10 protein-coding genes are annotated in these 12,506 nt (G+C 68.7%); 6 read left to right on the forward strand and 4 right to left on the reverse strand.

Going from position 1 to position 12,506, the window contains the following annotated elements; all coding sequences use genetic code 11:
* Positions 1–166: 166 nt before the first annotated feature.
* Together EFJ44_RS05205 and EFJ44_RS05210 are read right to left on the reverse strand one after the other, a co-directional pair.
* A complete protein-coding gene (locus tag EFJ44_RS05205; protein WP_125256154.1) occupies positions 167–3,364 on the reverse strand; it encodes an efflux RND transporter permease subunit in 3,198 nt (1,065 codons plus the stop codon).
* Positions 3,364–4,494 (reverse strand): efflux RND transporter periplasmic adaptor subunit, encoded by a 1,131-nt coding sequence (locus EFJ44_RS05210; RefSeq protein ID WP_241209686.1) that lies wholly within the window; start codon positions 4,492–4,494, stop codon positions 3,364–3,366. The genes EFJ44_RS05205 and EFJ44_RS05210 overlap by 1 nt, the downstream gene beginning before the upstream one ends.
* Positions 4,495–4,686: 192 nt before the next feature.
* Between EFJ44_RS05210 and lepA the strand changes: the two genes are divergently transcribed.
* The 6 genes from lepA (at position 4,687) to EFJ44_RS05240 (ending at position 11,154) form a co-directional block, all read left to right on the forward strand.
* The gene (lepA, locus tag EFJ44_RS05215; protein ID WP_125256155.1) at positions 4,687–6,501 is read left to right on the forward strand and encodes a translation elongation factor 4; all 1,815 of its coding nucleotides are present in this window, start codon (positions 4,687–4,689) and stop codon (positions 6,499–6,501) included.
* Positions 6,502–6,587: 86 nt separating this feature from the next.
* Positions 6,588–7,793 carry a DNA (cytosine-5-)-methyltransferase gene (gene dcm / locus EFJ44_RS05220; RefSeq protein ID WP_277596053.1) on the forward strand — a complete coding sequence of 402 codons (1,206 nt, stop codon included), beginning with the start codon at positions 6,588–6,590 and terminating at the stop codon, positions 7,791–7,793.
* The gene (locus EFJ44_RS05225; RefSeq protein WP_125256156.1) at positions 7,786–8,259 is read left to right on the forward strand and encodes a very short patch repair endonuclease; all 474 of its coding nucleotides are present in this window, start codon (positions 7,786–7,788) and stop codon (positions 8,257–8,259) included. The genes dcm and EFJ44_RS05225 overlap by 8 nt, the downstream gene beginning before the upstream one ends.
* A complete protein-coding gene (locus tag EFJ44_RS05230) occupies positions 8,237–9,457 on the forward strand; it encodes a type II restriction endonuclease (RefSeq protein ID WP_125256157.1) in 1,221 nt (406 codons plus the stop codon). Before EFJ44_RS05225 ends, EFJ44_RS05230 begins: the two co-directional genes overlap by 23 nt.
* Positions 9,458–9,638: 181 nt before the next feature.
* Entirely contained in the window at positions 9,639–10,421 is a 783-nt protein-coding gene (locus EFJ44_RS05235) for a hypothetical protein (RefSeq protein WP_125256158.1), read from the forward strand.
* A 31-nt stretch (positions 10,422–10,452) separates the two neighbouring features.
* Entirely contained in the window at positions 10,453–11,154 is a 702-nt protein-coding gene (locus EFJ44_RS05240; RefSeq protein WP_125256159.1) for an SseB family protein, read from the forward strand.
* Positions 11,155–11,230: 76 nt separating this feature from the next.
* Here the strand turns inward: EFJ44_RS05240 and EFJ44_RS05245 are convergent, their stop codons facing one another.
* Both EFJ44_RS05245 and arsC read right to left on the reverse strand, forming a co-directional pair.
* Positions 11,231–12,094 (reverse strand): class I SAM-dependent methyltransferase, encoded by an 864-nt coding sequence (locus EFJ44_RS05245; protein ID WP_125256160.1) that lies wholly within the window; start codon positions 12,092–12,094, stop codon positions 11,231–11,233.
* Complete coding sequence (gene arsC / locus EFJ44_RS05250; RefSeq protein WP_125256161.1) at positions 12,091–12,453, reverse strand: arsenate reductase (glutaredoxin); 363 nt, start codon at positions 12,451–12,453, stop codon at positions 12,091–12,093. Before arsC ends, EFJ44_RS05245 begins: the two co-directional genes overlap by 4 nt.
* Between the last annotated feature and the right edge of the window lie 53 nt (positions 12,454–12,506).

A 12,506-nucleotide genomic window follows, 5' to 3' on the forward strand; every position in this document is an offset into this window, starting at 1 on the left:
CCCGGCCGGTCTTCTTTTGCGTTCTCCGGCAGGGGGCGGGACGGGATGCGGACGACCCGCGCGTCGGCCTGAAGGGCAGGGGAACGCACCACCGGCCGCGCCCACCCCAGGGAAAAGGGCCGCGTCCCGACGGGAGGCGGCCCTCAGTCCTGCAGAGGCGCGGCGATCACTCCGCCGGGCGCTCCTTCGGCTCGCCCTCGCGCTGCGCGTGGAACAGCCGGCCGCCGTAGCGGGTGATGCGGCCCTTCAGTCCGTCGATCACCGAGAACACCACCGGCACGAACAGCAGCGACAGGGCCGTCGAGGTGATCAGGCCGCCGATCACCGCGATTGCCATGGGGCTGCGGAAGGCCGTGCCTTCGCCGAAGGCCAGGGCGATGGGCAGCATGCCCAGACCCATGGCGAAGGTGGTCATGATGATCGGCCGCGCCCGCTTGTGGGCGGCGTCGATCAGGGCCTCGTCGCGCGTCATGCCGCCCTTCATCGCCATGATGGCGTAATCCACCAGAAGGATGGAGTTCTTCGCCGCGATGCCGGTCAGCATGATGATGCCGATCAGGGCGGGCATGGACATCGACTTGCCGGTGATCAGCAGGGCGAAGAAGGCCCCGCCGAACGACACCGGCAGCGCCGCCAGGATGGTGATCGGGTGGAAAAAGCTGCCGAACAGCAGCACCAGCACGACGTACATCAGAAGGATGCCGGTCACGATGGCGAACATGAAGCCCATGCCCAGCTCCTGGAAGCTCTCCTCGTCGCCCGAGGGTTGCTTGGCCACGCCGTCGGGGAGGTTCTGCATCGAGGGCAGGGCGTCGATCGCGGTCGTCGCCTGGGTGAGCGTCAGGTCCGTCAGTTCGGCCGTGATGTTGGCCACGCGCCGGCGGTCCAGACGGTCGATCTGGTTCGGACCGGCGCCGAAGCTGATGTCCGCCACGGCCGACAGGGGCACGACGGCGCCCGAGGCGGTCGGCACCTTCAGATTCTGGAGAACGCCCAGATCCTGACGGGCGTCCTCGCGCAGCATGACGCGGATCGGCACCTGACGGTCGCCCAGATTGAATTTGGGCAGCAGCTGGTCGGCGTCGCCCAGGGTGGCCACGCGCGCCACCTGGCTGATGTCCGCCGAGGACACCCCCTGCAGGGCCGCGACGTCCGCCTTGGGCGTGATCAGGATCTCGGGCCGCACCAGGGACGAGGAGGAGATGACGTTGGAGATGCCGTCGATGCCGCGCATCTCCCGTTCCACCCGCGCGGCGGCCGGCTCAAGAACCGAGGCGTCGTCGCCGACCAAGGCGATGGTCAGCATGCCCGAGCCGCCGCCGGCCACGCCGAACTGGATGCGTGCGCCCGGCACCTGCGCCAGGATCGGGCCCATCTTGCGCTCGAACTCCTGCTGGGTCAGCGACCGGTCGGCCCGCTTGGTGAGGTTGACCGTCATGTTGGCCTTGCGGACCTCGCCCGCGCCGCCGCCGCCGCCCGGGCCGAAGCTGACCGTGGCCGAGCCGATCGAGGAATAGACCGAGCGGACCTCGGGCTGCTCCATCAGTTCGTCGGTGATGCGCGCCACCGCCTCGTCCGTCTCCTCCAGAGTCGTTCCGGGGGCCATTTGCACCGTCACCGTGGAGCGCGAGATGTCCTCGACCGGGATGAACTCCCCCGGAATCCGCGTGGCGAGGAAGATGGAGAAGACGAAGAACACCGTCCCCATGCCCAGAACCCAGATGCGATGGTCGTAGACGCGCCACAGCAGCTTCCGCCGGATCCAGCCGCCGCGACGGGCTGCGCGGTCCTCGATCAGGTCCTTCGACGCCGACGTGCCCTGGGTCCAGCGCAGGGCGCGCAGGTACGGTCCCATCCAGAACGGGTCGCCATGCTCCTTGCCCTGGTCGCGCTTCAGCAGATAGGCGCCCATCAGCGGGGTCAGGGTCCGCGCCACGACCAGCGAGAAGAAGACGCTGACGCAGGCCGCGATGGCGAAGCTCTTGAAGAACTGGCCGACGACGCCCGGCATGAAGCCGGTCGGGGCGAAGACGGCGATCAGGGTGGCCGTCGTGGCGACCACGGCCAGGCCGATCTCGTCCGCCGCCTCTATGGCCGCGGGATAGGGCGCCTTCCCGTCGCGGATGTGCCGGACGATGTTCTCGATCTCCACGATCGCGTCGTCGACCAGAACCCCGATGGTCAGGGAGATGGCCAGCAGCGTCACCACGTTCAGCGACTGGTTGGTCAGGTCCATGATCCAGAAGGTCGGGATCAGGGACAGGGGGATGGCGCAGGCGCAGATGATCGTCGCCCGCCAGTCGCGCAGGAAGATGAACACGACCGCGACCGCCAGCAGGGCTCCCAGCAGCAGGGTCTCGACCGAGGCGTGGAAGTTGTTGATGACGTCCTGGGTGGTGTTGGCCACCTCCTCGACGGTGATGTCGTCCCGTTCGGCGTCCAGCTTCTCCAGCTCGGCCTTGGCCCGCTCATAGACGTCCACCTCGGACGAGCCGATGGCGCGCGAGACGCCGAAGCCCACGACCTCCTGGCCGTTGAAACGGGCGCGGCCGCGTTGCTCGGACCACTCGTCCGTGACCTCGCCCAGGTCGCCCAGCCGCACGGTGCGGCCGGCCACCGGGATCAGGGTCTCTCGCAACTGCTCGACCGACTGGGCCGAGCCCACCGTGCGGATCGCCTGCTCCGTGCCGCCGACCTCGCCGCGCCCGCCCGGCAGGTTGATGTTCTGGGCGCGCAGCTGGTTCGACACCGCCGAAGCGGTCACGCCGAAGGCCTCGAGACGGGCCGGGTCCAGCTTGATCCGGATCTCACGGCTCACGCCGCCGTCCCGGCTGACCTGGCTGATGCCGCGGATGGCCAGCAGGCGCTTGGACACGGTGTCGTCGACGAACCAGCTCAGTTCCTCCGGACTCATGCCCGGCGCCCGGACCACGAAGTTGGCGAAGGGGATCGCGGTGAACTCGATGCGCTGGACGATCGGCTCCTGCACGTCCGCCGGCAGTTGTTGGCGGATGCGGCTTACGGCGTTGCGGACGTCGTTGGTGACCTTCTCCAGATCGACGCCCAGCTGGAACTCGATCGACGTGGTCGAGACGCCTTCGTTCACCACCGAGGTGATGTGGCGCACCTGGCCGAGGCCGGCGACCGAGTCCTCGATCATCCTTGTGACCTGGGTCTCCATCTCGGTCGGCGAGGCGCCGGCCTGGACGATGGTGACGGCCACGACCGGCAGGTCGACGTCAGGGAAGTTGTTGGTCCGCAGGTTGAAGTAGCTGCCTATACCCGCGATCGTCAGGACCACGAACATCAGGACGATCGGGATGGGATTCCGGATCGACCAGGAAGAGATGTTGTTGAAATTCATCAGTTGGCGGCCTTCTTGGCCGGAGTGGCGGCCGCGGCCGGACGGGCCGTTCCGATGGTCACCTGGTCTCCGTCGCCGAGGAAGCCGGCCCCCGCCACCACCACGCGCTCGCCGGCGCGCAGGCCGGTGACGGCCAGATCCTCGCCCTGACGGGCTCCGGTGGTGACCGCTCGGAAGGCGACGGCGTTGTTGGCCCCGATCACATAAACCCCCGCCTTGCCTTCCCGGTAGACGATCGAGCTGGACGGCACCACGAAGGCCGGCTGGGCGCCGACGTTGATCTCGGCGCGGGCGAACATGCCGGGTCGCAGCGCGGCGCTCCCCGGCAGGGCCACGCGCGCGACGCCGAGGCGCGTCTGCGGATCGACTTCGGGCGTCACGATGCGGACGGTGCCCACCACGGCGCCCGCCTCTTCCGAGACGATGCTGGCCGTCTGGCCGGCGCGGACCAGCGGCAGGTCGGCCTCCGGCACCTGGGCGTCCAGCTCCAGACGGCCGTCGCGCACCATGCGGAACAGCTCCGTTCCGGCCTGGACGATCTGGCCGCGGGTGACGCTGCGGCTGATGATTCGGCCCGAGACGGGCGCGCGGATGACGGTCTGCGACAGGCGCGTGCGGGATTCCGAAAGCGACGCCTCGGCGGACTGCAGGGCGGCGGCGGCGGCGCGCTGGTTGGCCGTCGCCGTGTCCAGCGAGGCCTGCGAGAGGTAGCCCCGCTCCTTCAGCTCCTGCGCCCGGGCGAGGGCGGCCTCGTCACGGGCCAGATTGGCGCGGGCGGTGGCGACCTGGGCCTCCTGCTGGCGGACCTGGGCGCGCAGGACGCTGTCGTTCAACTGAACCAGCGGCTGGCCCTGGCGGACGTAGGCGCCCTCGTCGACGTAGACGGCCGTGGCCACCAGGCCGCCGGTCTCGGCGCCCACAGGCACCTCCTCCCACGCCGACACGCTGCCTGACGCCGTCAGGACGCGCGGCAGGTTGACCAGCCGCACGGTCGCGGCCGTGACCGTCTGCCGGCCCCGGGTCTCGTCGGCCTTGGCCGCGCCCTCGTCGCCGTGACCGCCGCACGCGGCCAGAACGCCCAGCATCGCAAGCCCGACGGCCACGACGCCCAATCGACGCGCAATCTTCACGAGACACCTCAAGTTCTGGGAGGACGGTGGGCGGGGAGGTCCACCGTCGTTGACAAGCGGTTCCATACAGGTTTCCCGCCCATCCCCCAAGGGGGACGCGACGCCGTTACGCTAAAGTAATGTTGCAGCGCATGACGCGTCCGGCGGCGCGACGTGGCGTCCGGCCGACGCACATGCTAACCGCGCCCGGCAATGACGAGCCCCAAGACGCCCATAGACCGCATCCGCAACTTCTCCGTGGTCGCCCACATCGACCACGGGAAGTCGACGCTCTCCGACCGCCTGATCCAGACGACGGGCGGGCTGACCGCGCGCGAGATGACGAGCCAGGTTCTTGATTCTATGGAGATAGAGCAAGAGCGGGGGATCACGATCAAGGCGCAGACGGTGCGTCTGAACTATCGGGCGAAGGACGGGCTCGATTACGTTTTGAATCTGATGGACACGCCGGGGCACGTGGACTTCGCCTACGAGGTCAGCCGCAGCCTGGCGGCGTGCGAGGGCAGCCTGCTGGTGGTGGACGCCAGTCAGGGCGTTGAGGCGCAGACGCTGGCCAACGTCTATCAGGCCATCGAGAACGACCACGAGATCGTGCCGGTCCTGAACAAGATCGACCTCCCGGCGGCCGAGCCGGAGCGCGTGCGCGCCCAGATCGAGGAGGTCATCGGCATCGACGCCAGCGACGCCGTGATGTGCAGCGCCAAGTCCGGGATCGGCATCGAGGAGGTGCTGGAGGCCATCGTCACCCGCCTGCCGGCGCCCAGGGGCGACCCGGAGGCGCCGCTGAAGGCCATGCTGGTCGACGCCTGGTACGACCCCTACCTGGGCGTGGTCCTGCTGGTGCGCGTCTTCGACGGCGTCCTGCGCGCCGGTCAGCGGGTCAAATTCATGCAGAACGGCACGACCCATCTGGTCGATCGCGTCGGCGTCTTCCTGCCCAAGAACACCCCGGTCGACAGCCTGTCGGCCGGCGAGGTCGGCTTCATCACCGCCCAGATCAAGGAGGTCGCCCACGCCGCCGTCGGCGACACCATCACCGACGAGAAGAAGCCGACGGCCGAACCGCTGAAGGGCTTCAAGGAGGTCCAGTCGGTGGTCTTCTGCGGCCTGTTCCCGGTCGACGCCGCCGACTTCGAGGACCTGCGCGCCGCCATCGCCCGCCTGCGGCTGAACGACGCCAGCTTCACCTATGAGATGGAATCCAGCGCCGCCCTGGGCTTCGGCTTCCGCTGCGGCTTCCTGGGCCTGCTGCATCTGGAGATCATCCAGGAGCGCCTGAGCCGCGAGTTCAACCTCGACCTGATCGCGACCGCCCCGTCGGTCGTCTACAAGATCAAGCAGCGCGACGGCACGACCATCGACCTGCACAACCCGGCCGACCTGCCCGACGTGATGCAGATCCTCGAGATCCACGAACCGTGGATCAAGGCCACCATCCTGACCCCCGACGAGTATCTGGGCGGGGTCATCAAGCTGTGTCAGGACCGCCGCGGCGAGCAGAAGGAGCTCAGCTACGTCGGCACGCGCGCCCTGGTGGTCTATGAGCTGCCGCTGAACGAGGTGGTGTTCGACTTCTACGACCGGCTGAAGTCCATCTCGAAGGGCTACGCCAGCTTCGACTACGAGCTGACGGACTACAAACCCGGCGACCTGGTGAAGATGAGCATTCTGGTCAACGGCGAGCCGGTCGACGCGCTGAGCATGCTGGTCCACCGCGGCCGGGCCGAGACCCGCGGCCGCGGCATGGTCGAGAAGATGAAGGAGCTGATCCCGCCGCACATGTTCCAGATCCCGATCCAGGCGGCGATCGGCGGCAAGATCATCGCCCGCGAGACCGTCCGCGCCCTGCGCAAGGACGTCACGTCCAAGTGCTACGGCGGCGACGCCACGCGGAAGAAGAAGCTGCTGGAGAAGCAGAAGGCCGGCAAGAAGCGCATGCGCCAGTTCGGCAAGGTCGAGATCCCGCAGGAAGCGTTCATCGCAGCGCTGAAGATGGACGAGGATTGAGGGGCGGCCAGTCCTGATTGTTCCCTGCTTGTTCTCCTGGCTGAATCGCCACAACCTGTCAGGCTGAAGCAGCACGGGATTCGGCCGTGTCGGAGTACGCGCAGATGGTGAAGCAGGCGGGGAAGGCCGTGGCGGACCTTGCCGTGGCGGCGGGCTACATCGACGCTCCCGACGCCGCGGACGTCATTTCCCCACAGCCGAAGTTGCGCGTGGTCGAGGGCGGAGCGCCGGCCCAAGCCGACTTCACCTTCATCGACCTGTTCGCCGGGATCGGCGGGCTGCGCCGCGGGTTCGAGGCGATTGGAGGCAAGTGCGTCTTCACGTCGGAGTGGGACAAGTACAGCCAGCAGACGTATCGCGCGAATTTTCGGGACGACGATCACGAGATCAACGGCGACATCACCAAGGTGGCGGTGACGGACATTCCGGCGCACGACGTGCTGCTGGCGGGCTTCCCGTGCCAGCCGTTCTCCATCGCCGGGGTATCCAAGAAGAACGCCTTGGGCCGGGCGCACGGCTTCGCCGACGCGACGCAGGGGACGCTGTTCTTCGACGTTGCGCGGATCATCGCGCATCATCGGCCGGCGGCCTTCTTGCTGGAGAACGTTCGTAACCTGGTCAGCCACGACAAGGGGCGCACCTTCCAGACCATCAAGGACGTGCTGACGGAGGAGCTGGGCTACACCATCGACTTCCGCATCATCGATGGACGACACTGGACGCCCCAGCACCGCGAGCGGATCTTCATCGTCGGCTTCCGCGAGGATCAGGGCTTCCGCTTCGATGCGATGACGATGCCGCAGGCCGCGCCGAGGCTGGTCGAGATCCTGCACCGCGAAGGCGACGAGTCCGAAATCCCGGATCAGAAATACACCGTCGGAAACTCCGGCCGCGTGGCGGACAAGTACACGCTGACGGACCACCTCTGGAACTATCTCCAGCGGTACAAGGAGAAGCACCAGGCCGCCGGCAACGGCTTCGGCTTCGGTCTGGTCGGGCCGGACGACGTGGCCCGCACCCTGTCGGCCCGCTATTACAAGGACGGGTCGGAGATCCTGGTGAAACAGGAGGACGGCAAACCGCCGCGCCGCCTGACGCCGCGGGAATGCGCCCGCCTGATGGGATTCGACACGCCGCGCGGCGCCGAGTTCGTCATTCCGGTCTCGGACACCCAGGCCTATCGCCAGTTCGGGAATTCTGTTGTGGTGCCGGCCGTGAAAGCCGTCGCCGAGCACATGAAGCCGCACCTGTTCGCGGCGCTGGAGAAGCGGCCGAAGGCCGGGCTTGGCTGACGTCGTAGACTCGGCCACGCGCAGCCGGATGATGTCCGGCATCCGGGGCAAGAACACCAAGCCGGAACTGATGATCCGCAAGGCGCTGCATGCGCGCGGCTTTCGTTATCGGCTGCACTGCGACTTGCCGGGCAAGCCGGACATATGCCTTCCGAAATACCGGGCCGTGATCTTCGTGCACGGCTGCTTCTGGCACGGGCACGAGTGCCATCTGTTTAAGAAGCCGACCACGAGGACGGACTTCTGGCTCGGCAAGATCGCTCGAAATCAGCAAGTGGACGCCACCGCGCATGAGCGCCTGCGGATCGATGGCTGGCGGGTCGCCACAGTTTGGGAATGCGCGTTGAAAGGCCGGACCCGGTTGAATTTCGACGAGGCCATCGACACGCTGTCGGCATGGCTGCCGACGGACTCGCCGGAGCTGACGGTGCGGGGGCGCGACGATGCCAGTGACGAGCCTGCCTGACTGGATCGCGCATTATGCGCAACCGGAGAACATCTGGTTCGCCAAGAGGCTTTCGGCGAACGACACGCAGCAGACGAGGGGGCATCAGGCCGGGCCGTACATCCCCAAGACCCTTCTTTTCAGCGTTTTGCCCGGCTTGAACAAGAACGCGGAGGAGAACCCGCGAGTCGCGCTGGATGCCTTCGTAGACTCTCATGCCGACGTCCGGACCGTGAGCGCCATCTGGTACAACGGTCAGCTTTTCGGGAAGACCCGAAACGAAACGCGGGTGACGGGCTGGGGCGGGTTGGGCTCGGCAATGCTCGATCCGAAAAGCACCGGCGCCTTGGCCGTCTTCGTGTTCGAGGGCGGCGCTTCAGGCGAAACCAAGGCGCTTCACGTCTGGGTCACCGACGAGAACGGTTACGAAGACGAAGTTCTCGAAGACGTTCTCGGCCCCATTGATCCCGGAACCCATCTGATCTGGCGTCCTGGAGACCCGATCAATCTGTTCGGCGCAGGAACGGTCGCGTCCTGTCAGCTTAAGCCGCCACAAATGCCGCCAGCGTGGTTGGGAGCGTTTCCGTCCGCGTCGGAGATCGTTCGAAAGGCCGTGGAGCTGAGACCGCTTCAGAGCGAGTCTGCGGACGTCCGGCTGATCCGCCGTCGCGAGTGCGAGTTCGAGATCTTCAAAGCGGTGGAGCAGGCGCTGGAAGGGCCCAGGGTGGTGGCGGGCTTCAGCGATCTGAACCAGTTCTTGGCGCTGTCTCAAACCATCCTGCAGCGTCGGAAGTCCCGGTCCGGCCGCTCGCTTGAACTTCAGACGAGAGAAATCTTCGTCGAGCAGGGCCTGATCGAAGGCGTCGACTTCAGCCATGGCGCCGCGGTCGAAGGGGGTAAGCGCCCAGACTTCGTCTTTCCCTCGAAAGCGGCATACGAGGACCCCGCCTACCCCCCAGGCCGGCTGAGGATGTTGGCTGCGAAGACGACCGCTAGGGATCGGTGGCGCCAAATTTTGAACGAGGCGGATCGGATCGGCACCAAACATCTGCTGACGCTGCAGGAGGGCGTTTCGGAAACCCAGTACGCCGAGATGCGGACCGCGAACGTGAAGCTGGTGGTCCCGGCTCCCCTGCTGTCGAAGTATCCCAACTCCGTGCAGCCGGAATTGGTGACGCTGGAGAGCTTCGTCGCCGAGCTTCGGACACTGAGGACCTGAGCGCTTCGGCGTCGAAGTGCGGACGGGTGTTGACTGCACTTCCTTGGACATTCCCGTGGACACCGCTTTGACCCGCGACATGCGACGGCTGGACACCCTTCATTTTCGGCGCCGCCTCTGATTTCCTTGAGCTTTCAGGAATCGGCCGACCATGGTCGCGGACGGGGTCAGGCTTGGTCTCATGACCGAGCACACCGAACCGACCGAAACCCCGACCCCCGACGCGCGCCCTCTGGCCCGCACCGATCCGAAGCGGATGAAGGAGCGACGCCCCTACAAGATCCGGGGGCCCGAGACCTGGGCCCTGATCCGCGAGAGCTATCTGGCGGGGGCCTCGGCCAAGCAGCTGGCGCGTCGCTATGACGTGACCGAGTGGGCCATCTGGCGCCGCGCGTGGAAGCAGGGGTGGACCAAGACCGACCGGGTCGAGCCGCGGCCGCCGGAGGCCCTGTCGCCCAGTCCCCTGCCCGGGGAACAGTCCGGGGGCGATCCCGCGGCGCTGAAGCGGCGGGCCCTGTTGGGGGTGGAGCACGCCATGGCGGCCGGGCGGCTGGACGAGGCGGCCGATCTGGCGCGGCTGGCGGCGTCGCTGTCGCGGCTGGAAAGCGGGCCGGGCGGTGGCGGCGGCGCGGGGCCGGTGCCGCCGGAGGCGACCTATACGCTGGAGGACGTGGGGCGGGCGCTGCTGGATTCGGAGTATGCCGGAGAGCTGATGTGGAGAAATCCCGGCGACCCGCCGCACCCGGTCAAGGACGAATTCTGGCGCATGCGGAAGGTGCAGGAACAGCACGAATCCGGCGTGGCGGTGGCGTTCGGCATGTGGATGAATTTCACGGGCGGCAAACCGGCGCAGCTGACCCGCGAGGGCTATGGAGAGGCGGAGGCCGAGCAGAGGGCCCACGCGGAGCGGTGGCTGAGGGAGAACGGGTACTGGTCGGTTCCTCCGGAGACGGGGACGGGCTAGGACGGGCGGCTGAACCTCCGGAGCCCTGCCCATGACCGCCGCCGACTTCACGCCGCTGAACGAGCTGGAACGCCTGCTGGTGGCGGCGACGGGGGGCGGGGCGGACGAGCGCAAGGCGTTCGAGGCGGCCGTGCCGGAGCACGAGCTGTGGGCGGCCGTGCCGGCGGGGGCGGACCCGAAGGGCGATCCGCTGACGCTGGTGGTCGGCCGGGCGCAGGACGGGTCGATGGCCACGGCCCTGTTCACCGCGCGCGAGCGGGCGGCGGCGACCCTGCCTGACGCCACGCCGGTGAGCTTTCCGGGCCGGGACCTGCTGACCTCGGTCATGGGGCGCGACGCGGTGCTGAACCCCGGGCACGGCCACGGGGTGAAGTGGAGCTCGGCCGCGATCGGGACGCTGCTGGGGATGACGGCGCCGGCCGAGGGGCTGCGCGCGCCGGTGGCCGTGGCCGTGCCGAAGGAGACGCCGAAGGGGCTGGTCGAGGGCGCGACGCGGGCGCTGGGCGCCGCGCCGCAGGTGAAGGGGGCGTGGCTGGCGCTGGCGCGGTGGGCGGATTCGGACCTGCCGGGCTTCCTGCTGGACGTGCGGATGGCGCCGGAGGACGCGGGGGCCCTGCCGGCGCTGCTGGACGCGGCGCTGAAGGAGGTGGAGCTGGACGCGCGGCTGGACGTGGTGACGCGGCGGCCGGGCGAGGCGGACGGCGCGGGGCTGGAGCTGATCGCGCCGCGCTGACCGCGGGCGCTCTGGCGCTTTTGGGCGCCCTGTTCACGGGTTCGGACGGCCGGCGCGGCGAGCCGCCTCCAGCCGATCAGGACGCCCGGGTGACGATGATGCCGACGGAAGTCGTCTCGTAGCCCTCCAGCGCCAGCTTCAGATGGGGCTCGGCGCGGTACGGGGGCAGGTCGAGGAAGCGGTCCAGCGGGGCGTCGCCGGGGGTCAGGTCCAGCGGGGCGACGCGGTGGCCGGCGGCGGTCAGGCGATCGGCGAGCGCGCGCAGGTCGCGGGCGCGGAACAGGACCGTGCCCTGATGGTCGACGGTGTCCTCGTCGGAGGTCAGGTTGAACTCGGTGGTGTGCACGGCGACGCCGCCGGGGCGCAGGGCGTTCAGCGAGGCCTCGATGAAGTCGAGGCCGGCGGCGATGGAGCCGAGGTGCTCCAGCGCGCAGGCGGACCAGCAGAAGTCGAAGCCGGTCAGGTCGGACGGAACGGCGTTCATGTCGGCGGCCCGGAAGGCGACGCGGTCGATCAGGACGTCGGGCGGGCACAGGTCGGGGCGCTGGAGCGGGGCGAGGTCGGCGGCGTGCTGGGCGGTGTCGGTCCAGCCGATGCGGGCGGCCTCGTCCGGGTCGAGATCGGTGGCGACGACGCGGCAGCCGCGGGCGGCGAAGTACGCGGGCAGAGGCTCGTGGCCGACGCCGAAGCCGAGGCCGCGGGCGCCCATGCGCAACAGGCCCCGCTCGTGCAGGGCCTGGGCGACGAAGACGAACTCCCACAGCTTGCGGTGATAGCGCAGGCGCTCGCCGAGGCCGGCGGTCCACCAGGCGAACCAGGGGGTCTCGAAGTCGGCCTGACGGCACAGGGGCGAGCGGTCGAAGACGCGGGCGGCGGGCCAGGCGTCGGGCGGAGGAACCGGCCGGTCGCGCCAGAGCTCTTCCGGCGGGAGACCGGTCACAGACCGCCCAGCAGGGGCAGGACCTTGTCCTCGGGCCGGGCGAGGATCGTTCCGGCGGGGGTGACGACGATGGGGCGGTTGACGAGGATCGGGTGGGCGACCATGGCGTCGATGAGGGCGTCGTCGGGGACGGCGGGGTCGGTCAGGCCCATCTCTTCGGCCGGGCTGTTGCTGACGCGCAGGACGTCGCGCGCGGTCAGGCCCATGTCGGAGAGGAGGCCCTGCAGCTGCGGGCGGGTCCAGCCGGTCCGGAGGTACTCGACGACCCGGGGCTCCACGCCGGCCTGACGGATCAGGGCGAGGGCGCGGCCGGACGTGCCGCAGGCGGGGTTGTGATAGATGGTGACGGACGCGGACATGGTCCGAAGGTGACCGCGCGCGGCCTTGGCCGCAAGCGGGTCACGTCGCGTTT

The organism is Brevundimonas fluminis (genome assembly GCF_003934285.1).
GTDB classification, from domain to species: domain Bacteria; phylum Pseudomonadota; class Alphaproteobacteria; order Caulobacterales; family Caulobacteraceae; genus Brevundimonas; species Brevundimonas fluminis.